This window comes from Bradyrhizobium sp. USDA 10063 (assembly GCF_054063735.1).
The window spans coordinates 6,837,175-6,857,581 of record NZ_JBSSGP010000002.1; the positions used below are offsets into that span (position 1 = coordinate 6,837,175).

The 20,407-nt window shown below is 63.3% G+C and carries 23 protein-coding genes; 13 read left to right on the forward strand and 10 right to left on the reverse strand.

The genetic code is table 11. The features are described from left to right. Positions 1-79: 79 nt before the first annotated feature. Entirely contained in the window at positions 80-433 is a 354-nt protein-coding gene (locus ACVJGD_RS34200; protein ID WP_456638333.1) for a hypothetical protein, read from the forward strand. Here the strand turns inward: ACVJGD_RS34200 and ACVJGD_RS34205 are convergent. Genes ACVJGD_RS34205 through ACVJGD_RS34220 form a run of 4 tightly spaced genes read right to left on the reverse strand, consistent with a single transcriptional unit; the run spans position 397 to position 3,443 of the window. Further along, a complete protein-coding gene (locus tag ACVJGD_RS34205) occupies positions 397-915 on the reverse strand; it encodes a YbaK/EbsC family protein (protein WP_456638334.1) in 519 nt (172 codons plus the stop codon). The two genes, ACVJGD_RS34200 and ACVJGD_RS34205, sit on opposite strands and share 37 nt — an antisense overlap. Positions 916-918: 3 nt before the next feature. After that, on the reverse strand, positions 919-1,665 hold the full coding sequence (locus tag ACVJGD_RS34210) for a haloacid dehalogenase type II (protein WP_456638335.1): 747 nt from the start codon (positions 1,663-1,665) through the stop codon (positions 919-921). Further along, positions 1,662-2,513: a dienelactone hydrolase family protein gene (locus ACVJGD_RS34215; RefSeq protein ID WP_456638336.1), complete on the reverse strand. Its 852-nt coding sequence runs from the start codon at positions 2,511-2,513 to the stop codon at positions 1,662-1,664. Before ACVJGD_RS34215 ends, ACVJGD_RS34210 begins: the two co-directional genes overlap by 4 nt. Before the next feature lie 45 nt (positions 2,514-2,558). Then, the gene (locus ACVJGD_RS34220) at positions 2,559-3,443 is read right to left on the reverse strand and encodes an amidohydrolase family protein (RefSeq protein WP_456638337.1); all 885 of its coding nucleotides are present in this window, start codon (positions 3,441-3,443) and stop codon (positions 2,559-2,561) included. Positions 3,444-3,698: 255 nt separating this feature from the next. Between ACVJGD_RS34220 and ykgO the strand changes: the two genes are divergently transcribed. The 3 genes from ykgO to ACVJGD_RS34235 all read left to right on the forward strand — a co-directional run bounded on the left by ykgO (position 3,699) and on the right by ACVJGD_RS34235 (position 4,923). Next, positions 3,699-3,824, forward strand: coding sequence for a type B 50S ribosomal protein L36 (ykgO, locus tag ACVJGD_RS34225; protein ID WP_002718645.1), 126 nt, complete (start codon positions 3,699-3,701; stop codon positions 3,822-3,824). A 100-nt stretch (positions 3,825-3,924) separates the two neighbouring features. Beyond that, positions 3,925-4,575: a tetratricopeptide repeat protein gene (locus ACVJGD_RS34230; protein ID WP_456638338.1), complete on the forward strand. Its 651-nt coding sequence runs from the start codon at positions 3,925-3,927 to the stop codon at positions 4,573-4,575. Between the two features lie 99 nt (positions 4,576-4,674). Next, a complete protein-coding gene (locus tag ACVJGD_RS34235; RefSeq protein ID WP_456638339.1) occupies positions 4,675-4,923 on the forward strand; it encodes a hypothetical protein in 249 nt (82 codons plus the stop codon). Positions 4,924-4,959: 36 nt separating this feature from the next. On the opposite strand, the gene ACVJGD_RS34240 is transcribed toward ACVJGD_RS34235, so the two are convergent. Then, positions 4,960-5,139, reverse strand: a complete 180-nt coding sequence (locus ACVJGD_RS34240; RefSeq protein ID WP_456638340.1) for a hypothetical protein — start codon at positions 5,137-5,139, stop codon at positions 4,960-4,962. Between the two features lie 267 nt (positions 5,140-5,406). Between ACVJGD_RS34240 and ACVJGD_RS34245 the strand changes: the two genes are divergently transcribed. The 3 genes from ACVJGD_RS34245 to ACVJGD_RS34255 are packed head-to-tail and all read left to right on the forward strand — an operon-like array spanning position 5,407 to position 6,916. Next, positions 5,407-6,363: an alpha/beta fold hydrolase gene (locus ACVJGD_RS34245; protein WP_456638341.1), complete on the forward strand. Its 957-nt coding sequence runs from the start codon at positions 5,407-5,409 to the stop codon at positions 6,361-6,363. Continuing rightward, positions 6,360-6,626, forward strand: a complete 267-nt coding sequence (locus ACVJGD_RS34250) for a hypothetical protein (protein ID WP_456638342.1) — start codon at positions 6,360-6,362, stop codon at positions 6,624-6,626. The genes ACVJGD_RS34245 and ACVJGD_RS34250 overlap by 4 nt, the downstream gene beginning before the upstream one ends. Further along, positions 6,623-6,916, forward strand: coding sequence for a type II toxin-antitoxin system RelE/ParE family toxin (locus tag ACVJGD_RS34255; RefSeq protein ID WP_456638343.1), 294 nt, complete (start codon positions 6,623-6,625; stop codon positions 6,914-6,916). The genes ACVJGD_RS34250 and ACVJGD_RS34255 overlap by 4 nt, the downstream gene beginning before the upstream one ends. A 60-nt stretch (positions 6,917-6,976) precedes the next feature. Here ACVJGD_RS34255 and cycA read toward each other — a convergent pair whose 3' ends face one another. Continuing rightward, positions 6,977-7,372, reverse strand: coding sequence for a cytochrome c-550 CycA (cycA, locus tag ACVJGD_RS34260; protein ID WP_456638344.1), 396 nt, complete (start codon positions 7,370-7,372; stop codon positions 6,977-6,979). Between the two features lie 226 nt (positions 7,373-7,598). Here cycA and ACVJGD_RS34265 point away from each other — a divergent pair, with 226 nt between their 5' ends. Further along, on the forward strand, positions 7,599-9,092 hold the full coding sequence (locus tag ACVJGD_RS34265; RefSeq protein ID WP_456638345.1) for an FAD-linked oxidase C-terminal domain-containing protein: 1,494 nt from the start codon (positions 7,599-7,601) through the stop codon (positions 9,090-9,092). 204 nt (positions 9,093-9,296) lie between these two features. On the opposite strand, the gene ACVJGD_RS34270 is transcribed toward ACVJGD_RS34265, so the two are convergent. Beyond that, positions 9,297-9,632, reverse strand: coding sequence for a putative quinol monooxygenase (locus ACVJGD_RS34270; protein ID WP_456638346.1), 336 nt, complete (start codon positions 9,630-9,632; stop codon positions 9,297-9,299). A 278-nt stretch (positions 9,633-9,910) separates the two neighbouring features. Between ACVJGD_RS34270 and ACVJGD_RS34275 the strand changes: the two genes are divergently transcribed. Together ACVJGD_RS34275 and glcF are read left to right on the forward strand one after the other, a co-directional pair. Beyond that, positions 9,911-11,149: an FAD-binding protein gene (locus ACVJGD_RS34275; protein WP_456638347.1), complete on the forward strand. Its 1,239-nt coding sequence runs from the start codon at positions 9,911-9,913 to the stop codon at positions 11,147-11,149. After that, positions 11,146-12,459 (forward strand): glycolate oxidase subunit GlcF, encoded by a 1,314-nt coding sequence (gene glcF / locus ACVJGD_RS34280; RefSeq protein WP_456638348.1) that lies wholly within the window; start codon positions 11,146-11,148, stop codon positions 12,457-12,459. The genes ACVJGD_RS34275 and glcF overlap by 4 nt, the downstream gene beginning before the upstream one ends. A gap of 164 nt (positions 12,460-12,623) precedes the next feature. On the opposite strand, the gene ACVJGD_RS34285 is transcribed toward glcF, so the two are convergent. Next, complete coding sequence (locus ACVJGD_RS34285; RefSeq protein WP_456638349.1) at positions 12,624-12,935, reverse strand: hypothetical protein; 312 nt, start codon at positions 12,933-12,935, stop codon at positions 12,624-12,626. 512 nt (positions 12,936-13,447) lie between these two features. Here ACVJGD_RS34285 and ACVJGD_RS34290 point away from each other — a divergent pair. Then, positions 13,448-14,497 carry a TorF family putative porin gene (locus tag ACVJGD_RS34290; protein ID WP_456638350.1) on the forward strand — a complete coding sequence of 350 codons (1,050 nt, stop codon included), beginning with the start codon at positions 13,448-13,450 and terminating at the stop codon, positions 14,495-14,497. Between the two features lie 249 nt (positions 14,498-14,746). Here the strand turns inward: ACVJGD_RS34290 and ACVJGD_RS34295 are convergent, their stop codons facing one another. Further along, complete coding sequence (locus ACVJGD_RS34295) at positions 14,747-16,492, reverse strand: ABC transporter ATP-binding protein/permease (protein ID WP_456638351.1); 1,746 nt, start codon at positions 16,490-16,492, stop codon at positions 14,747-14,749. Between the two features lie 290 nt (positions 16,493-16,782). Between ACVJGD_RS34295 and ACVJGD_RS34300 the strand changes: the two genes are divergently transcribed. Both ACVJGD_RS34300 and ACVJGD_RS34305 read left to right on the forward strand, forming a co-directional pair. Further along, the gene (locus ACVJGD_RS34300) at positions 16,783-18,447 is read left to right on the forward strand and encodes an L-lactate permease (RefSeq protein ID WP_456638352.1); all 1,665 of its coding nucleotides are present in this window, start codon (positions 16,783-16,785) and stop codon (positions 18,445-18,447) included. 336 nt (positions 18,448-18,783) lie between these two features. Next, positions 18,784-19,086, forward strand: coding sequence for an META domain-containing protein (locus ACVJGD_RS34305; RefSeq protein WP_456640461.1), 303 nt, complete (start codon positions 18,784-18,786; stop codon positions 19,084-19,086). A gap of 4 nt (positions 19,087-19,090) precedes the next feature. On the opposite strand, the gene ACVJGD_RS34310 is transcribed toward ACVJGD_RS34305, so the two are convergent. Further along, positions 19,091-20,290 carry a hypothetical protein gene (locus tag ACVJGD_RS34310; RefSeq protein ID WP_456638353.1) on the reverse strand — a complete coding sequence of 400 codons (1,200 nt, stop codon included), beginning with the start codon at positions 20,288-20,290 and terminating at the stop codon, positions 19,091-19,093. Positions 20,291-20,407: the final 117 nt, after the last annotated feature.

Genomic DNA, 20,407 nt, shown 5'->3' on the forward strand with positions numbered 1-20,407 from the left:
AACGTGGCGTGTGCCTGGAACCGGCGCGCCGAACATCGAACGAGACGTTTATCGACAAGATATTGGAAGAGGATCCTGCATGCGAACGCCGCGCATTGTCCTGGGCTGTGCGATCCTGGTCGGCACCGGACTGGTCGTGCAAACCTCGGCATTCTCCCAAGAGTATCGCGGAACCTGGGAACAGCAGATGGCCTGCACGCCCGACGTCTGGCGGCTGTGCAGTGATCAGATTCCTGATGCCAACCGGATCACGGCATGTTTGCGGCAGAACACGCCGCAACTATCCCGTGATTGTCGTGCGGTATTCGAGTCCAGTGCGAGCGCCCAGCAGCCGCCTTCACGCGTGCCGCCGCGAGCCGCGCCGCGCGCACGGGGAGCGCCGCCCGCTGCGCAGCCTCAACCGGCGCCGCCCAGACCTGACGACGACGAATAGGCCGACGCTTCATCCTGCGGCTGATGCTCGCAGACGTCGACCCATTCGGCCGACGTCAAGTCCGCCATTCGCGCCGGCGTAATTCTGACCGCGCTGTGGGTCGAGCCGGCGGCGGGTACGACGGTGTCGAAAGCCTTCAGCGACACATCGCAATAGACTGGCAGCGGCGTCCTCAGGCCGAACGGGCAGACACCGCCGACCTCGTGTCCGGTGATATCGGCGACCTCGTGCAGCCCCAGCATCTTCGGCTTTACGCCGAACAGCGTCTTTATCTTCTTGTTGTCCATCCGCGAGGTACCGCTGGTGACGATCAGCACCACGCGCTCGCCGACCCGCAGCGACAGCGTCTTGGCGATGCGCCCGGGCTCGACGCCATAGGCTTCCGCGGCCAGCGCTACCGTCGCGGAGCTCCTGGTCGATTCGATCACGGCAATGTCGGGCGCCTTCTCGGCGAAGAAGGCGCGAACGGATTCCAGACTCATATTCTAGGACCTGTGGGAAGAGACCAGCGCAGGAAGCTCGGATAGACCATGGATGCGATAGTCCGGCGCAACACCGAGCTCATCCATCTGCGTGCGCAGCGCCTTGAACATCGTCAGCGGCGGCAGCGTCTCGTTTTCGACGCAGGCGAGCGCTATCGCCTGCGGCGTCACCCGCTCGATCCAGGCGACGTTCAAGCCGAACGCCTTCGCGCCGCAGGCGTCCCACGGATTCGAGGAGATGAACAACACATCCGAGGGCGGCACGCGAAGCACGTCTTCGATCAGCGCGTAGGCCTCCGGGCTCGGCTTGAAGATCTTCTTGGCGTGGACGCTGATGGTTGCGTCCAGCACGCGGTCGAGTCCGCTGTTGCGCACCAGCGCCTTCAGCATTTCCGGGCTGCCGTTGGAGAGGATCGCGAGTTTCTTGTGCTTCATCGCTTCGAGCGAGGCGAGCGCGTCCGGATAGAGATCGAGATCCAGGTATTTGTCGATGATCCTGTCGAACGTCCCGGCGTCGTATTCCAGGCCGAGGCTCCGCAGCGTGTAGGCGAGCGAGTCGCGCGTGACGACGGAAAAGTCCTGGTAGCGCCGCATCAGCGAGTGCAGCCAGCTATATTCGAGCTGCTTGATGCGCCAGATCTGCGTGATGATCTCGCCATAGCCGGGAAATGCATCCTCGGTCACTTCAGCGACCGACTGGACGTCATAGAGTGTGCCATAGGCATCGAAGACGACGGCTTTGATGGTCATTGTAACTTCTCTTGCCCGCCGATGGTCGCATACAGGAATTTGCGGACCGCGTCGACCGATTGATCCCTGGCTGCCTGGTTGAATTCTAGGTGATGCCCGAGAAACTTTACTGGCGTTGCAAGGCTGGGGACATCGAAGGCGTGATAGGCGCCGGGATAGACGATGAACTCGATCGGAACGCCCAGGCCCTTCTGGCGCGAAATGCCGTAGTCGTCGCGGCCTTCCACCAGGTTGCGGCACTCCTTGGCCAGCGTCCAGTCGTCGAGCTCGCCGATCAGGATCAGCGTCGGCACGGTCATGCTGTCCTTGATGCCGAGGCACGGCGGATAGAATGCAATCGCCGCGCGGAATTTGTCGTTCGATGTCCGCTCGATCATGCCGCGCTCGACCGAGGTGAGCGCCAGCAATCCGCCCTGCGAGAAGCCGATGACCGCAACGCGATCGCGATCGACGAAAGGCTGCTGCACGAGGAAGGCCAGCGCCCGATAGGCGTCGAAGACGGTTGCGGTTGGCGGGCCGCCGGCGCAGGTGCTGCTGAGGCCGCGCGGACCAAAGCGGTCCACCGTCAGCGTTACATAGCCCCAGGATACGATCAGCCTGCCCCAGCGCTCGTCGAGCTGGCGCCAGCCGCCATTGCAGCCATGAAGCAGCACCACCGCCGGCAAGGCGCCGCTATCGCGCGGCTGCCGCAGGTAACCTTGCAAGGGCTGCGAGGTCGCCAGCGGATTTTCGACCTCGACCAGACGGCCGTCGGATAGACCACCCGCGAGGCATGCGGTCGCGCTCCCGGTCAGGAGCGCCGCGAGAATGGCAGCGAAAGTGGCAGCGACCTTGGCGAGGCTTGGCATCGACCACCTCCCGTTCGATCGCCGGCCAGCGATCCAAGGATCGCCTTATATACCCAAAATCTTCCGCGCGTTGGCCTTCAGTACCTTGGGCCGGATCTCCTCGCGGATGTCGAGCTTGGCGAAATCCGAGAGCCATCGGTCCGGCGTAATCACCGGCCAGTCCGAGCCGAACAGCATCTTGTCCTGCAGGATCGAGTTGATGTAGCGCACGAGGATCGGCGGAAAATATTTCGGCGACCAGCCGGAGAGGTCGATGTAGACGTTCGGCTTGTGGGTCGCCACCGAGAGCGCCTCTTCCTGCCAGGGGAAGGACGGGTGTGCGAGGATGATCTTCAGGTCGGGGAAGTCGGCGGCGACATCGTCCATATACATCGGGTTGGAATATTTCAGCCGCATCCCCATGCCGCCGGGCATGCCGCTCCCGACGCCAGTCTGTCCGGTGTGGAACAGCGCGATCGCGCCGCCGTCATTGATCGCTTCATAGAGCGGGTAGGCGAGGCGGTCGTTCGGATAGAATCCCTGCATGGTCGGGTGGAATTTGAAGCCGCGGACGCCATAGTCCTCGATCAGCTTTCGTGCCTCGCGCACGCCGAGCTTGCCCTTGTGCGGATCGATGCTGACGAAAGGAATCAGCACATCGAGATTTTCGGATGCGACTTCCAGCATCTCGTAATTGTTGTAGCGGCGGAAACCGGTCTCGCGCTCGGCATCGACAGGGAAGATCACGGCCGCGATGTTCTTGGATCGGTAATAGGCTGCGGTCTCCGGCACCGTCGGCGGATGCTTGTGGGGCGACTTGAAATACTCCGCCATCTGCGCCTGGAAGTCGTCATAGCCGTCGTCGCCATGCATGCCGCACGGCTCCTCGGCATGGGTGTGAATGTCGATCGCAAGGACGTTGTCGATGTCGGGCAATTTGAGCTTGGGCATTTTGGGGTCCTTGGGTTCCCGCGGCTTGTTTCCTCGGTTTCCAAAATTGATTATACTATATAACGAATTCCGCAAGGCAGCCAGAAACCCGCAGGCGGCGGGCCTGTTCGGATTGACATTTATGCCTCCGATCGCCTAGAAGGCGCGTGTCCCGGGCGGCAGGGCCGTTTTTCGGGACAAATCCCATTTTGCCACATTTGGGCAGGTTTTAGGTTCGGGCTTGAGCACGGCCTTTCAACGCATCAGGATTGTCCCATGAAGGTCCGTAACTCGCTGAAATCGCTGCGCGGCCGCCATCGCAACAACCGCCTGGTCCGCCGCAAGGGCCGGGTCTATGTGATCAACAAGGTGCAGCGCCGCTTCAAGGCCCGCCAGGGCTGATCGCCGGTCCTTAACCCCGGTTCGCTCCAATACGTCGTTTCACACGTCTTTGACGTCGCGCTGCTTTGCAGCGCGGCGTTTGTGCGTTTAAGCTGCGCCAATGGAGTTGAGATTCCTGAGGCCTATAACGCGCTCCCTGATCGCCGCGGTCATTATTGCGGCGCCGGCGACAGCGTTTGCCCAGGGCGATCCCCGGGTCATCCCCCCGCCCAAGGAGCAGAAGAAGCTCCCCGAGGCGCCCAGCAAATTGCCGAAGGTTGGCGCCGACCGTACCCGCGGACTGGATTTCCTGTTCGGGGCGCTGAAGGCCGCGCCCGATGAGGCGAGCGCCAAGCACGTGGAGGCGCGGATCTGGGCGCAGTGGCTGCAGACGCCAAGCGATACCGCGATGCTTCTCATGGTGCGCGCCAAGGCCGCGATGGACGCCCAAAATGTCGATGTCGCGCTGAAACTGCTCGATGCCGTCGTGAAGCTGCGCCCCGACTATATCGAAGGCTGGAACCGGCGTGCGACAATCTATTACCTGAAGAATGACTATGCGCATTCGCTGGAGGATATCCAGCAGGTCCTGATCCGTGAGCCCCGCCATTTCGGCGCGCTGGCCGGCCTCGGCATGATCATGCAGGACCTGGGCGACGACAAGCGCGCGCTCGACGCCTTCCGCAAGGCGCTCGCCATCAATCCGCACCTGGAGAAGGTGCCGGACCTGGTGAAGCAGCTCAGCGAAAAGGTCGAAGGCCGCGATATCTAGTCTCACCGGATTAACCACGACTTCCGGCCGCCGATTGCGGCGTGGAACAATTACGGCTACCGGGCTTGGTTCCCGCTCGAACCCGCCTGGAGCGAAGCCATGAAATCGTTGCTGTTGGCCGGCACGGTGATCGTCGCGACGACAGCCGTCGGTCTTGCCGACGGGCTCTATTGGGTGGTGGGCAACCGCGCCACCAACACCTGCGACATCGTCACCAGCAACCCGATCATCGACGGGAACATCTGGTTCGCCGACGGTCCCTACAACTCGGTTGACGACGCCAAGCTCGCGCGCTCCACCATCAGCCAATGTCCAAAGGATCAACCGCCGGCCGACAACCCCAAGTAAGGGGCGAAGTGACGGCGCGAGGTTGAGCCGCTGAACTCAGTGCAACAGCCTGCCGCTACGGGTGAACTGGTCGCGCGCCGCTGCCGCATAAAGCTGCTGCAGCTCAGCCTCGAGTTGCTCATTGACCAACAGCAGCGCCCTCAATGCGCCATGCAGGTCGCCATTGCATCTTGCGACGATCTGGTCGATAGCCGCTTCGCACGGATCGGAACTCATTGATACTCCTCCGAATTTCCTTGTGAACTGTTGCTGCGGCGTCCTGTTCCTGTGGATTGCGTGGACAGGCTTGCCGTGTTCCATCTCGATCAAGCCGCGCGTTTTGGCAGAATGCCGGCGGGAATTTACGGAACAGGTAATGACGCTGGTATGAACCCGCTATCCACAGGATGGACGTGCTGTGGAAAACCGGCGGCGCCTGACGATAGGACATCGGCGTCGGCGGCCGCCGTTCACCTCTGCAACAGACCGTCCGGGCCTTAATCGATGGCGATTGTAATCGCAGTGGCGGCGCTGGCGCTGCTGGCCGCAGCCACGCAGGTAGGCGTCGTGCTGGTGCAACGGGCCTTTCCGGCGCAGGGCGTGATGGTCGAGGTGACAGGCGACGTGCTGCATGTCGTCGATATCGGCCCGCGCGAGGCGGCCTCGCCGCCGATCGTGATGTTGCATGGCGCAAGCTCCAATCTCGAGGTGATGCGCCGCCCGCTCGGCGAGCGCCTTGCCCGAGATCACCGCGTGATCCTGATCGATCGTCCCGGCCATGGCTGGAGCACGCGCGCGCGGGCCAGCGATTCCACGCCTGCGATCCAGGGGCAGATGATCTCGGAGGCGCTGACGAAGCTCGGCATCGAGCGGGCGGTCGTGGTGGCGCATTCCTGGAGCGGCGCGCTGGGCCTGAGATTGGCGCTCGATGATCCCGACCGCATGGCCGGTCTCGTGCTGCTTGCGCCGGTCGCCTATCCCTGGAAGGGCGGCGTCGGCAGGTACAACGAGCTGATCGCCACGCCCGTGATCGGCCCGCTGTTCGCCTATACGATCACGCTGCCGCTCGGCACGCTGCTCACCCGCTCGGGCGCACGCGGCGTATTCCTGCCGCAGACCATGCCGGACGGTTTCGTAAAGGACACAGCGACGCCGCTCTTGCTGCGGCCGCGCGAATTCATCGCCAATGCGCGCGACCTGGTGACGCTGAAGGCCGCGGTCGCCGAGCAGGCGCCGCGCTACGGCATGATCAAAGCGCCCCTCACCATCATCACCGGCGACGCCGACAAGACGGTATCGACCGACATCCACTCCCGCCCGCTCGCCGCCGCGGTGCTGCATGCCAAGCTGATCGTGCTGCCGGACACCGGTCACATGATCCAGAACGCAGCACCTAGCGTAGTGATCGCGGAGATCGAGGAGATGATCGCGAAGCCCCACGAGACTGCGGCCGGAGGATGATGGCAAATCAGAACATGAACTGCTATAATATGGACATGACCAAACTATTCGAACGTGCAATCGAGCGAATGCGGGAGCTTCCTGCGCAAGATCAGGACGCTCTCGCTAACGCACTGCTCGCTCTTGCCGGAGAGCCAACACCCGTTGTCTCTTTGGATGACGATACCCGCGCTGCTATTGCGGAAGGCCTTGCGCAAGCCAGGCGCGGCGACTTTGTTTCCGACGAAGAGGTGAGAAACGCCGAGAAGCGTCGGGGTCTATGAAGGTCCGATATACTCGGCGCGCGTTCAATGATCGCGAAGCCATTTACGATTTCTTGGAAGAGCGAAGCCCAAACGGGGCAATCAACGTTCAGCGCGCCATCCTCAATACGATTCACGCGCTCAGATCGTATCCGCGGCTCGGACAACGAACCGAATTCGCAGACGTGTACGAGCTAACCGTTCCCCGCTACGCGTACAAAGTCTACTATCGGCTTGAGGGTGACGAGGTGTGGATACTTCATATTCGCGATGCTCGCCGTCGGCCGCTGGAGGGGCGAGATTTACCTTAGCACGGCCGTCGCGCGTCGTAACGCCGCGCCGAGAGGCGTTACGACGCAGGATGAGCATTACTACTGCTTGATTTTCCCGTCCTTGTCGAACTGTGCAAGGTAGGACCAGAGGTTGTTGGCTTCCGTCTCGTTCTTGATGCCGGCGAATGCCATCTTGGTGCCCGGAATCTTGGCCTTGGGGTCCTTGATGTATTCGAGGAACTGTTCCTTGCTCCAGGTGATGCCGGAATTCTTGTTGGCGTCCGAATAGTTGTAATCAGGCGCGGTGCCGGAGTGGCGGCCGTCGAGCCCGTTGAGCTCGGGGCCGACCTTGTTCTTGGCGCCTTCGCCAATCGCATGGCAGGCGAGGCACTTGTTGAACGAGGTCTTGCCGGCGGCAACGTCCTGCGCCTGCGCGCCCGACGCAACGAACACTGAGGTGACGACGGCCAGCGCGCTCAAGATCGATGTTTTCATGTGGTGCTCTTCGTTTCTTCCCTGATTAGGTGGGCGGGTTGCTTGTGGCAAACCCGCCTCGGTTGGACAAGTGACGAAACTTTGACAGTCTTCACGGCGGCAGGCTTGCCCGAGAGCGAACTTGACCTGCAGGAGCAGCAAGTTTGGCGCGGCCTTCCCATTTAAGCCCGGAAATGCTTGATTTTCCCGGACAAATCGATAAATCGCTCCGTTTGGAGGGACCCGCATGGCCATCATGATGCCGGCTGCCGATCAGGCGGTTCTCAGTCGCCGCAGCGAGATCGTTGCTGCACTGCGGGCGATCGTGCCGGGCGAGGGCGTGATCGACAGTGCGGCCGAGATGCTGGCCTACGAATCCGACGGCCTCACGGCCTATCGCCAGCCGCCGATGGTCGTGGTGCTGCCCGATACCACCGAGCAGGTCTCAAGAGTACTGAAATATTGCCACGAGCAGGGCATCAGGGTGGTGCCACGCGGCTCCGGCACGTCGCTGTCCGGCGGCGCACTGCCGCTTGCCGACGGCGTGCTGCTCGGCCTCGGCAAATTCAAGCGCATCCGCGAGATCGATTTCGACAACCGCGTCGTGGTGACCGAGCCCGGCGTCACCAACCTCGCGATCAGCCAGGCGGTGGCGCATGCCGGCTTCTACTATGCGCCCGATCCATCGTCACAGATCGCCTGCTCGATCGGCGGCAATGTCGCGGAAAATTCCGGCGGCGTACATTGCCTGAAATACGGCATGACCACGAACAACGTGCTCGGCTGCGAGATCGTCCTGATGAACGGCGAGGTCCTGCGCATCGGCGGCAAATCGGCGGAGAACGCCGGCTACGACATCATGGGAATCATTACCGGCTCGGAGGGCCTGCTCGGCGTCATCACCGAAATCACCGTGCGCATCCTGCAGAAGCCGGAGACGGCGCGCGCGCTGATGGTCGGCTTCGCCGAGGTCGAGGCCGCCGGCGAATGCGTGGCGCGCATCATCGGCGCCGGCATCATCCCGGGCGGCATGGAGATGATGGACAAGCCCGCGATCCACGCCGCCGAGGCCTTTGTCCATGCCGGCTATCCGCTTGACGTCGAGGCGCTCCTGATCATCGAGCTCGACGGTCCGAGCATCGAGGTCGACGAACTGATCCGGCGGGTCGAGACCATCGCGCAGGGCTGCGGTTCGACCACGTGCCAGATCTCCAATTCGGAAGCCGAACGCAATCTGTTCTGGGCCGGCCGCAAGGCGGCCTTCCCCGCGGTCGGGCGGATCTCGCCCGATTACCTCTGCATGGACGGCACCATCCCGCGCGGTGCGCTGCCGAAGGCCTTGGCGCGTATCCGCGAGCTCTCTGAAAAATACCAGCTCGGCGTCGCCAACGTGTTTCACGCCGGCGACGGCAACCTCCATCCGCTGATTCTCTATGACGCCAACAAGCCCGGCGAGATGGAGCGGGCGGAAGCTTTCGGCGCCGACATCTTGCGCTGCTGCGTCGAGCTCGGCGGCGTGCTCACCGGCGAGCACGGCGTCGGCATAGAAAAGCGCGACCTGATGCCGGAAATGTTTTCCGAGATCGATCTCAACCAGCAGCAGCGCCTGAAATGCGCCTTCGATCCGCAAGGCCTGCTCAATCCCGGCAAGGTGTTTCCGACCCTGCACCGCTGCGCCGAACTCGGCCGCGTCCATGTGCATGGCGGCAAGCTGGCGTTTCCGGATATTCCGCGGTTCTAGCGCGCCCTTCTTTCGTTTCTCCCCTTGTTGGCACTTCTGCACGCCACGATCGCGGCAGGCGTAGGGTGGGCAAAGCGTAGCGTGCCCACCGTTACCACTGCGCTCGTGATGGTGGGCACGCTTCCGCCCGTGCTCGTCTGAGCGGTGGTGAATGAAGTCGCTTTGCCCACCCTACCGCTCAACGCACAACAATTGGCACTTCAATCACAGCAGCGCGTATTGCGTGCGTTCGCGTTTCGCCAGCAGCGGCAGCGCTTCGCTGGCGATGTAGGTCTTGAAGTGCGCGCTCTCCTGATGCGCCTTGAAGGCGGCTTCGTCGCGGAACAGTTCGTAGAACAGGAACTGCGCCGGATTGTCCTTGGCGCGCGAGATCAGGAACAGCTTTGCACCAGGTTCGCGCTGCGCCTCGGGCAGGAAGCGCGACAGGATATCGGCAATGCGGTCGGCCTGGCCTTCCTTTGCCTCCCATTGCGCGACCACCAGCAAGCCGCCGCCGTTGACGGCTTCTTTCACTGTCGTGTCGATTGCGTATTGACCCATGGCCATTGCTCCTTTGATAGGTTGCGTGGAGCTTGCTTCCTACATCCGGTGCTGCCGATGATAATTCGATATCGGACGAATGATGAACGTAATAACTTCGATATTGATCGAAGTGTTTGTGCGGATGGAGGCGCCAGGATCGCGCGCCAAATGGATCGCGGAGGGGCGATGGCGAAACCGCCAACTTTACCCATGGTGCTCTTGTGTCCGGCATCGATGCCTTTAGAAGGGGTGGCGGAGAACAGCAGCGGCTGCGGTGGAAAGGCAAGGCGGTAGGCGTGGATATCCGGAAGGTACGAGATGCTGAAGACGTCGAGCAGGTGGTGCGGGCGGCGATCGCCGCCGAGCAGCCGCTCGAGATCATCGGCCATGGTTCCAGGCGAGGAATCGGCCACCCGATGGCGACCAACGCGGTGGTCGATCTCTCCGCGCTGAACGCGGTCGTCTCCTACGAGCCGAACGAACTGATCATCACCGTGCAGGCCGGCGCGCCGCTTGCCGACGTGCAGTCGCTGATCGATGCCAAGAACCAGCAATTCGCCTTCGAGCCGGTCGATAGCTCGGTGCTGCTCGGCACGAAGGGGAGCGGCACCATCGGTGGCATGATCGGGGCGGGACTCGCCGGGCCGCGCCGGATCAAGTCCGGCGGCGTCCGCGATCACCTGCTCGGCGCCCATGCCGTCTCCGGCTTCGGCGACAGCTTCAAGACCGGCGGCAAGGTGGTGAAGAACGTCACCGGCTACGACCTCTGCAAACTGCTCAGCGGTTCCTGGGGTACGCTCGCGGTCATGACGGAGGTGACGCTGAAGGTGATGCCGAAGCCGGAAGCCGAACGCACGCTCATCCTGCGCGGTCTGGACGACGTCACCGCGGGCCGCGCCATGACTGCGGCGCTCGGCTCGCCCTTCGACGTCTCCGGTGCGGCGCACCTGCCGGGTTCGGCGCTCCGGCCGGCCGACGCCTCGCTCATTCCTCTAGGGGCGCCGGAGCAGGCCGTGACGCTGTTGCGGCTCGAGGGGATTGCGGCATCTGCCGCGCACCGTGCGGCCCATCTCGCCAAGGCGCTCGCTTCGTACGGCGCGGTCGAGACCATCGAGGATGCCGCCTCCCTCTCGATCTGGAGCGCGCTCCGCGACGTCGCGCCGTTCGCGGCGAATGGCGCGCTCGGCGCCTGGCCGGTGTGGCGGATCGTCTGTCCCCCGGCCTCGGGCGGCGCACTCGGGCAGGCCTTGGCACGGGAGACCGGCGGCGACGTGATCTATGATTGGGGCGGCGGATTGATCTGGGCGGCTGTGCCGCTCAAGGCGGACGCGCAGGCCGCGCAGGTCAGGGGCCGCGTCGAGGCCGCCGGCGGCCACGCCACCCTGATCCGCGCATCCGAGGAGGTGCGGCGTGCCGTCGACGTGTTCCATCCGCAGCCGCGCGGGCTCGCCGATCTCAGCGAGCGCGTCCGCCTGAGCTTTGACCCCAAGAACATCCTCAACCGCGGCCGGCTGACGCGGGGGACTGCATCATGAAGACCGAATTCTCCCTCACCCAACTCGCCGATCCCGATATCGCCGAGGCCGACAAGATCCTGCGCGCCTGCGTCCATTGCGGCTTCTGCACCGCGACCTGTCCGACCTATGTTCTGCTCGGCGACGAGCTCGATAGTCCGCGCGGCCGGATCTACCTGATCAAGGAGATGCTGGAAAAGGACAAGCCGCCGACGGCGGAGGTGGTCAAGCATATCGACCGCTGCCTCTCGTGCCTCGCCTGCATGACCACCTGTCCGTCCGGCGTGCATTACATGCACCTCGTCGACCAGGCCCGGGTCAGGATCGAGCGGGACTATCGGAGGCCGTTTACCGAGCGGCTGCTGCGCTCCGTGCTTGGTTTCGTGCTGCCGCGACCCGGCGCCTTCCGTACCAGCATGACGCTGGCCCGGTTGGCCCGGCCGTTTTCGGCGCTGTTGCCGACGCCCAAGGGCGACGCCACCCCAGGCCTGCTTCGGCGAATCAAGGCAATGCTGGCGCTGGCGCCATCCCGCCTGCCGCCGGCGGGGCCGCCTGCGGGAAGCGTGTTCCCGGCGGCTGGGACACGGCGCGGAAGGGTCGCGCTATTGCAGGGTTGCGCCCAGCAGGTGCTGGCTCCGCGTATCAACAAGGCCGCCGTCAACGTGCTGACCCGTCACGGCGTCGAGGTGGTGCTGGTCAAGGACGAGCAATGCTGCGGCGCGTTGACCCATCACCTCGGGCAGGACGGCGATGCGCTCGCCCGCGCCCGCGCCAACGTCACGGCATGGCGGAAGGAGGCGGAACATCGCGGCCTCGATGCCATCCTGGTGACCACGTCAGGCTGCGGCACCGTGATCAAGGACTATGGTTTCATGCTGCGCGAGGATCGCGAATTCGCTGCTCCCGCAGCGAAGGTCTCCGCGCTGGCAAAGGACATCACCGAGTATCTGGCCGGCATTGAACTCGATCCGCCGCGCCTCGAAGATGAGGTCACCATCGCGTATCACTCCGCTTGTTCGCTGCAGCACGGGCAGAAAATCACAGGCCTTCCGAAAGAATTGCTTTCCAAGAATGGATTCGTGGTGAAAGATGTGCCGGAGAGCCATTTGTGTTGCGGTTCGGCGGGGACCTACAACATTCTCCAGCCCGACATTGCGATGAGGTTGCGCGATCGGAAGCTCGCCAACCTCGCGACAATCAAGCCGGACATGATTGCTGCGGGCAATATTGGCTGCATGGTTCAGATTGCCAGCGGCACGTCAGTTCCTGTGGTGCACACGATTGAGCTTCTCGATTGGGCGACAGGAGGTCCTCGGCCAGGGGTGAATTGATCGATTGCCTATCGAGCATGAACCGGACCCGGGGGCCGTGTTGGGGCGACGTGGGTAGCGGTTTTCTCCACGACAGGCGCACGCGTTTGCGCGGAGGCCATGCGCGACAAAGGACGGGGAGGGAGGTGCTTCGAAGAAGCACGATCCCGATCCGGGCAAGCGGACTATTCGAAGCGCTCGACAGACTGAATCAGCGGCAACAGGAGGATCACGATGGCTAAAGCGAAGAAGGGTAAGAAGGGGAAAAAGGCCAAGAAGGTTAAGAAGGCGGTAGCGGCGAAGAAGAAGTCTGCGAGGAAGGTCGCCAAGAAGACCGCGAAGAAATCTGCGAAGAAGGCCGCCAAGAAGGCGGCGAAGAAATCCGCGAAGAAGTCGGCAAAGAAGTCGGCAAAGAAGGCCGCGAAGAAAACCGCCAAGAAGGCGGCGCCGAAGAAGGCCGCCAAGAAGAGCGCGGCAAAGAAGGCTGCAGCTCCCAAGCCGGCCGCCCCGGTCGCTGCCCCCGCTCCCTCGCCGGAGCCCGAACTCGGTCCGAGCTGGGCAACCCCCAGCCCGTCGGAGCGGTCGGAAGGCTCGGAGGACTCCTCTAGTCCGTCCTGACACAGCCAGGCAAAACCCGACGTGAGAGCCGCAGCCCTTTACCGCTGCGGCTCTTTCGTTTCCAGCTCAGGTATCGTGACGTCACACGGATGATTCGACTGCGCGCGGCCCGGACCGTTGCAGGAGAGACTCAGTCCGGGGCGTTCGAGGGGTGCGGATGTACTTCACGAGGCAGGGAGGTCGGTAAAGTTGTTGTGAGATTGCAACACCCGTCAACAACCTCGTTCCAACAGGGCAGAACGCCTAAAAAGTCGGCACATGCTCGTCTTTTTTGCTTCAACATGAGGGCCATCGCGTTCCAGATTGCCTGCGGAATTTGGTCGCAGTCGGTGATCGCTCGCCCCGGGGGGCCGGAGGAGCTGGACTGTTTTTGAACGTGTGGGGATCCTTCATGAAGAAACTGGCTTTGTTAGCAACGGCGCTGGCAATGTTCTCAAGCTCGGCAATGGCTGCCGATATGGCCGTGAAGGCCGTCAAGGCGCCGCCGCCGCCCCCGTTCGAGCCTTGGGATTTCGCCTTCGGCGCAGCGCTGATGAGCGACTACGTGTTCCGCGGCATCACCCAGTCGAACCACAAGCCTTCGGTCGCCGCCTATTTCGAGCCGCGCTACAACGTCACCAAGGACCTGCAGCTCTATATCGGCGCCGCCGGCGAGAGCATCTCCTTCCCGAACCGCGCCGCGGCCGAGATCGATATCTACGGCGGTATCCGCCCGACCTTCGGCATCTTCGCCTTCGACTTCGGTGTCTGGGGTTACCTCTATCCGGGCGGCTCGTGCTTCAATTCCGCCGCGCTGCCGGGCTCCGGCATTCCGGGCTCGGATTCGAGCTGCGCCGCCAGCCCGTTCGGCAACTCCGATCCGATCACGGGCGGCCTGCCGATCAACGGCAACTTCGCTAAGAAGAGCGCGAGCTTCTATGAAGGCTACGCCAAGCTCAACATCGCCATCAACGACCAGTGGGCGGTGGGTTTCAACGAGTACTACTCGCCGAACTTCCTGAACCTCGGCGCCTGGGGCAACTACGCGTCGGTCACCGCCAAGTGGACCGCGCCCTCGACCCTCTTCGGTTCTACCGGCATCGGCATGTACGTCTCGGGTGAGTTCGGCCGGCAGTGGCTCGGTACCTCCGACTCCTTCTATGGCACCACCATTGCCAGCCCGCTCGGCGGCGGACCGTTCCCCGGCGGTATCCCGGAGCCGAGCTACAACACCTGGAATATCGGCATCGGCTTCACCTACAAGGTGTTCACGCTGGACCTGCGTTACACCGACACCAACCTCTCGAAGGGTGATTGCAACGCCTTCACCAGCGACTACACCGCCCGCTTCGACGGCAGCTTCACGCCGATCAACCCGGGTGGCTTCAGCTCCAACTGGTGCGGCGCGACGGGTATCGCCAAGCTCTCGGCTGACCTGACTGCGATCTCGAACCTGAAGTAAGCTCCACGCGCGTGGATCTTTGGGGGCGGCGGAGCGATCCGCCGCCCCCTTTGTTTTTGTGGCGGTCCGGGCGCCGGCGCGAAGCGTCTCAACCTCCCCTTGAAAAGTGGAGGTCGGTTTGCGCTGGAAGCGCAAAGCGGGTGGGGATCAGGTCTCTCCACACGAACAGTGTGACTCGCGGCAGACCCCCATCCCAACCTTCCCCCTTGCAGGGGGAAGGGGCGCAGCGGTGCAAGTGGCAATCCCGCTCTAAGACGTCGCGGCGACCTTGGCGGATTCACGCAACGTAAACCGGTCGCCGTCTCGGACCAGCGCGATATTGCGCTGATGGAACTCCTCCAGCGTCGAGCGATGGCCGATCGAGACGATCGTGGTATCAGGCAGTTCCTTCATCAGCAGACGATAGAGCGCGGCTTCCGACGGCTCGTCGAGCGAGGCGGTCGCCTCGTCGAGGAACAGGTAGTCGGGCGCATGCAGGAGCGCGCGCGCCAGCCCCAGGCGCTGCTGCTCGCCGAGCGACAGCATCCTGTTCCAGTGCCCCTCTTCCTCGAGCCGCGATGCAAGCCGCGGCAGGCCGATCTGGGCGAGCACTTCCCTGATCCTGTCGGCGCTGAACTTTTCGGCTTCGGCGGGATAGACGATCGCCGCGTGCAGCGAGCCGATCGGGAAATAGGGTTTTTGCGGCAGCATCATCAGCGAGGCGTGCTCGGGAATGACGATCGAGCCGCTGCCGAACGGCCAGATGCCGGCAACCGCCCGGAACAGCGTCGACTTGCCGGCGCCTGACGGCCCGGTGACCAGCGTGCGTTCGCCGGGACGAAGCTTGAGCTCGGTTGCCGAAACCAGCGGCGTGCCATTGGGCAGTTTCACGAGAAGCTGCTGCAAGGCGATCTCATCGCTTGCAGCGGGCGCTGCTTTGACCGCATCGGGATCGGCCGCGATCCGCTCCGCCTCTGCAATCGATCGCTCGAAGCCATCGAGACGGGCGACCACCGCGCGCCATTCCGCCATGGTGCGATAGACCGATATGAAGAACGACAGCGCATCCTGCACCTTGCCGAAGGCTTCAAGGATCTGCATCACGGTTCCGAGCTGGATCTTGCTCGCGAAATAGGCCGGTGCGGACAGGATGACGGGAAACACCACGGCAGTCTGCGAGTAGCTCTGCGTGAACGCCGTCAGCCGCTTGGTCCGGCTCATGATGCCGTACCAGTTGGAAACCACGCGGCCAAAGCGCGTCGATAGCTGTTCGCGTTCGGCGCGGTCGCCCTTGAGCAGCGCAATCTGTTCGGAGTTTTCGCGAACCCGCACCAGGTTGAAACGGAAATCGGCTTCCAGTCGCTGCTGATCGAAATCGAGCCGCACCAGCGGCGAGCCGATCCACTGCGTCAGGGCCGTGCCGAAGATGGCGTAGACCAGCGCGCCCCACACCAGATAGCCGGGGAACGACATGTCGCTGCCGAACAGATGCAACGGCGCCGCCGCCGACAGGCCCCAGAGGATCACGACGAAGGACGCCAGCGTCACGATCGAGCTCAACAGCCCGATGCCGAGCCCCAGCGTCTGGTTGACGAACATCTTGACGTCGTCGCTGATGCGCTGATCGGGGTTGTCGGCCGCATCGCCCTGAAGCTGCATGCGGTAGTGGTTGGCATCATGCAGCCATTCGCCGAGATATCTGCTGGTCATCCAGCGGCGCCAGCGGATCTGGAGCCACTGGTTGAGATAGAGCTGATAGATCGACAGCACGGTGAGGACCGTGGCGAGCACGCAGAACACGATGAGTTCGCGGACGAAGCCATCCCAGTTGTGGTCCTGCAGCGCGTTGTAGAAACGATTGCGCCACTGGTTCAGCAGCACGTCGTTGCCGACCAGCGCCAGCTCGATCGCGATGACCGCGGCAAGCAGGCCGCGGCCGGCCCATTTGTCTTCGGAGTTGAAATAGGGCGCTGCAATGCGCCACACCGTCGCGAGCGTCGAACGAATGTTGTTCACAGATCAGCGTCTCCGGGGATCGCCTACAAAGGCTTGAAAAAACGGGATAATCAGGGAACCTTCAGACTAAAGTCGTAGGTTCCGCGGTCAGCGTCCACTTGTCGCAGCGTGAGAGTCGACCCTAGCATGCCGAGGCGACGCGGGGCTGGGGACTTTCTGATTTCGCGAGGTTGTGAGCGTTTCGGCTTTCGCCGATTCGGGCAGGCCTGTTTCGCACGACATCATCTTGATAGCGCCGGTTCATGCTGGTCGCAGACGCCGACGGCAAGCCTTGGGGAGGAACAAGAAAAATGTGGAACCAAATCTACAACCCGCTCGGCAACGCCGCGCTGTCGACGATCGCCGCCGCCGTTCCCGTGGTCACCCTGCTGGTCCTGATCGCCAGCGGCAAAGTGAAGGCGCATGTCGCCGCCATCATCGCCGTGATCGTGACCAACCTGATCACGATCTTCGTCTTCACCATGCCCGTGAACATGTCGGTCCGCGCCACGCTGCTCGGCGTGGTGACCGGCTTCTTCCCGATCGGCTGGATCGTGCTGAACGTCATCTTCCTCTACCAGATCACAGTGTCGACCGGGAAATTCGAGCTCTTGAAGCGCGCGATCGGCGGCGTCACCGAGGACCGGCGCCTGCAGCTGCTCCTGATCGCGTTCGCCTTCGGCGCGTTCTTCGAAGGCGCCTCCGGCTTCGGCACGCCGGTCGCGATCACAGGCGCGGTCCTGATCGGGCTCGGCTTCTCGCCGCTCGCGGCTTCCGGCCTGTCGCTGATCGCCAACACCGCGCCGGTCGCCTACGGTGCGCTGGGCACGCCGATCCTGGGCCTTGCGTCGGTTACCGGGCTCGATCCTTACGTGCTTGGCGCGATGGTCGGGCGGCAATTGCCGCTGTTCTCGCTGATCGTGCCGTTCTGGGTGGTGTGGGCGTTCGCCGGCTGGCGGGGCATGAAGGACGTCTGGCCGGCGATCCTGGTCACGGGCGTCTCCTTCGCGGTCCCGCAATTCGTGATCTCGAACTTCATCAATCCCTGGATCGTCGACATCGGCGCCTCGCTGATCTCGATGGGCTGCCTGATCCTGTTCCTGCGCGTCTGGCAACCACGGCAACTCTGGCTGTCGCCGGCGCTGCGCAACCACGATGAATCGGCCGCCACGATGGCTGCGCCCAAGCCGCTGGACAAGACGCCGCTGACGCAGAGCGAAATGTGGAGCGCGCTGCTGCCGTGGATCATCGTCTGCATCCTGATGCTGATCTGGGGCAACGGCGCCTTCAAGGCCTGGGCGAACGCCAATTTCGTCTGGAACTATCCGGTGCCCGAGCTCGACAAGCTGATCAACAAGATGCCGCCGGTCGCTGCCAAGCCGACGCCGGAAGGCGCCGTGTTCGGCTTCACCTACCTGTCCTTCACCGGCACGGGCATGCTGATCGCGGCGATCATCTCGGGTCTCTTGATGGGCTTCTCGCCGCTCAAGCTGATCACCGAATATGGCCGCACCATCCGCCTGTGCGCGATCTCGCTTATCACGATCTCGGCGATGCTCGCGATCGGCACGCTGACGCGGCTCTCCGGCGTCGACGCCACGCTCGGGCTGGCCTTCGCCGCAACCGGCGTGCTCTATCCCTTCTTCGGCACGCTGCTCGGCTGGTTGGGCGTGGCGCTGACCGGATCGGACACCGCCTCCAACGTGCTGTTCGGCAACCTGCAGAGGATCACCTCGGAACAGTTGGGCCTGTCGCCGATCCTGATGGCCGCCGCCAACTCCTCCGGCGGGGTCATGGGCAAGATGATCGACGCGCAATCGATCGTGGTCGCCTCGACCGCGACCAACTGGTACGGCCATGAGGGCTCGATCCTGCGCTACGTGTTCCTGCACTCGATCGTGCTGGCCTGTCTTGTCGGCCTGTTCGTGACGCTGCAGGCCTATGTCTTCCCGTTCACGGAGATGGTCCTGAAGTAGCGATCCCTCCTTCACCTTCCCCCTGAAAGGGGGAAGGCCGGGATGGGGGTCTGCCGCGAGTCACACTGTTCGTGTGGAGAGACCTGATCCCCACCCGATTTGCGCTTGCGCGCAAACCGACCTTCCCTTTTCAAGGGGAGGTGTTCCCGCCGCGGCCGATCTCGCCAACGTCATCGGTGTCCAGTAAAAGCGCGCGTCGGCGCAGCTTGGAGATTTGCGAGCGGAGTCATGGTTTCACGGATTTATGGAAAAGGTGCCTTTGTTCTGGCGCTGCTCGCGACCGCGGTGACGGTGCGCGCGGCTCATGCGCAGGAAGAGTTTCCCTTTGGCTTCGAAATGACGCTCGATGCCGCGCGCATGCCCGGCTCCAAGCGGATTCCCTCGCTCGATATCGGCGACAATGGTGAGGTGGTGCTCGAACTCTGGTGCAAGGGCGGCAAGGGCCAGTTCTCGGTCGCCGGCAACACCATCATCTTCGTTCCCGGCACAATGGAGACGCGCAATTGCCCGCCCGACCGGGCGCAGGCCGACGATGATCTGCTTGCTGCGCTCGGCGACGTCGCGACCTGGCGCCGTCAGGGCGATGCCATCACGCTCACGGGATCAAAGACCCTGCGTTTCCGCCTCAATACGAACTGACGTCTTATTTCCACGCCGACTTGTCGGCGTCCCAGCGTTGGGCCTTGAATTCCTTCGCCAGCGCCTCGATCGAGCCGTTGTCGTTGGGCGGCTCGCCGCCTTCCTCGTCGCCGACGGAATCTTCCGAGAGGTTCAGCTTTGGGCCTGAGCCTTCGTCGGCGGTGGTGACCACCGGGCTCGAGACCCACAGCATGAGCTTGTCCGACGTGCCCGGCTTGTCCGAGGACACCAGCGCCGACATCTCGATGGTCTCGGTGAGGCCGAGCGCGGGATAGATCTGGCTCGGACGCTTGAAGGTCAGTTTCAACTTGCCGGTGTTGGCGTTCCATGATGCCGTCGCCGGCTTTGCCGCCAGCGTCTTGCTCAGCACGCCCGATGTCGCGGATGCGATCTTGTCCTTGTTGATCTTGTCGCCGGTGAGCCAGTCGGCGGCGGCGAAGCGGATGGTGCGGTCCATCTCGACGGTGCCCGTGGTCCAGCCGGCCGCGACCACGCCCGGCGTCGTCTTGGCCTTGGCGACGAGGGCCGCGGCCTGTTCCGGATCGACGGTGAGGTTGATGGTCTGCTCGCCGGCGCGCAGCGCGTCGCAGGTGATGCCGAGGCTCGAGAGACCGACCTCGACGACCTGGCCCTTGAGGCTCTTCAGGAAGTCCAGCGCCGCGTCGAGCTTGACGCGCACGCCGACGGATTCGGGAGAGACTTCGGTGAAATCCTTCGGCTGCGGCGTGATGCCGTCATCGGTGGTCTGGCTCTCCTGAAATTCCCGCTCCGAAAGGTCGGTATTGTCGGAGGAGGCCACTTCCGTCACCGCCTGGCCGATCGTGATTTGGCCGCGGAATTCGAAACTGTCGCCGGTCGGCTTGCGCACGAGCTTCACCGTGACGGACGATTTGTCATTCAGGCTCTGCGTCGTGCCGCTCAGGTTCTGGCCGTTGACGGCGAGGTTGACGACGAAGCGGTCCTTGCGGTCGGAACCTTTTTCCGCGGGATAGCAGACGTCGAGCACCGCCGCGGTGACGTTCTTGCCCTGGCGGGTTTCCTTCAGCACCGCGTCGGCGTTGCCCTCCATCAAGCCGTCGATCGAGGTGAAATAGCGCGTCTCGGTCGCGCCCGGCGCCGTCCTGGACGGCAGCTTCATCTGGGCAAAAGCGAAATCCGACGAGGCCGTGATGAGGCCCAACAGGCAGAGCAGGAGCGCGCGCATAGGAACTTCCTCGGCGACAGAATCAGCGACGTCGTAACTACCAAACCTCGCTCCTATTGGCCAAAAAAGAAGGCCGCCCGGAGGCGGCCTTCGCGTCTGATATCTGCGGGTTGATTT

Bases quoted from the DNA above. Each gene is read 5' to 3' on its own strand.
- ACVJGD_RS34210 (WP_456638335.1), bottom strand. From the start codon at position 1,665: ATGACCATCAAAGCCGTCGTCTTCGATGCCTATGGCACACTCTATGAC.
- ACVJGD_RS34245 (WP_456638341.1), top strand. From the start codon at position 5,407: ATGGCGATTGTAATCGCAGTGGCGGCGCTGGCGCTGCTGGCCGCAGCC.
- glcF (WP_456638348.1), top strand. From the start codon at position 11,146: ATGAAGACCGAATTCTCCCTCACCCAACTCGCCGATCCCGATATCGCC.
- ACVJGD_RS34235 (WP_456638339.1), top strand. From the start codon at position 4,675: ATGAAATCGTTGCTGTTGGCCGGCACGGTGATCGTCGCGACGACAGCC.
- cycA (WP_456638344.1), bottom strand. From the start codon at position 7,372: ATGAAAACATCGATCTTGAGCGCGCTGGCCGTCGTCACCTCAGTGTTC.
- ACVJGD_RS34250 (WP_456638342.1), top strand. From the start codon at position 6,360: ATGATGGCAAATCAGAACATGAACTGCTATAATATGGACATGACCAAA.
- ACVJGD_RS34230 (WP_456638338.1), top strand. From the start codon at position 3,925: ATGGAGTTGAGATTCCTGAGGCCTATAACGCGCTCCCTGATCGCCGCG.
- ACVJGD_RS34255 (WP_456638343.1), top strand. From the start codon at position 6,623: ATGAAGGTCCGATATACTCGGCGCGCGTTCAATGATCGCGAAGCCATT.
- ACVJGD_RS34305 (WP_456640461.1), top strand. From the start codon at position 18,784: ATGACGCTCGATGCCGCGCGCATGCCCGGCTCCAAGCGGATTCCCTCG.
- ACVJGD_RS34215 (WP_456638336.1), bottom strand. From the start codon at position 2,513: ATGCCAAGCCTCGCCAAGGTCGCTGCCACTTTCGCTGCCATTCTCGCG.
- ACVJGD_RS34240 (WP_456638340.1), bottom strand. From the start codon at position 5,139: ATGAGTTCCGATCCGTGCGAAGCGGCTATCGACCAGATCGTCGCAAGA.
- ykgO (WP_002718645.1), top strand. From the start codon at position 3,699: ATGAAGGTCCGTAACTCGCTGAAATCGCTGCGCGGCCGCCATCGCAAC.
- ACVJGD_RS34290 (WP_456638350.1), top strand. From the start codon at position 13,448: ATGAAGAAACTGGCTTTGTTAGCAACGGCGCTGGCAATGTTCTCAAGC.
- ACVJGD_RS34220 (WP_456638337.1), bottom strand. From the start codon at position 3,443: ATGCCCAAGCTCAAATTGCCCGACATCGACAACGTCCTTGCGATCGAC.
- ACVJGD_RS34265 (WP_456638345.1), top strand. From the start codon at position 7,599: ATGGCCATCATGATGCCGGCTGCCGATCAGGCGGTTCTCAGTCGCCGC.
- ACVJGD_RS34300 (WP_456638352.1), top strand. From the start codon at position 16,783: ATGTGGAACCAAATCTACAACCCGCTCGGCAACGCCGCGCTGTCGACG.
- ACVJGD_RS34310 (WP_456638353.1), bottom strand. From the start codon at position 20,290: ATGCGCGCGCTCCTGCTCTGCCTGTTGGGCCTCATCACGGCCTCGTCG.
- ACVJGD_RS34270 (WP_456638346.1), bottom strand. From the start codon at position 9,632: ATGGGTCAATACGCAATCGACACGACAGTGAAAGAAGCCGTCAACGGC.
- ACVJGD_RS34200 (WP_456638333.1), top strand. From the start codon at position 80: ATGCGAACGCCGCGCATTGTCCTGGGCTGTGCGATCCTGGTCGGCACC.
- ACVJGD_RS34205 (WP_456638334.1), bottom strand. From the start codon at position 915: ATGAGTCTGGAATCCGTTCGCGCCTTCTTCGCCGAGAAGGCGCCCGAC.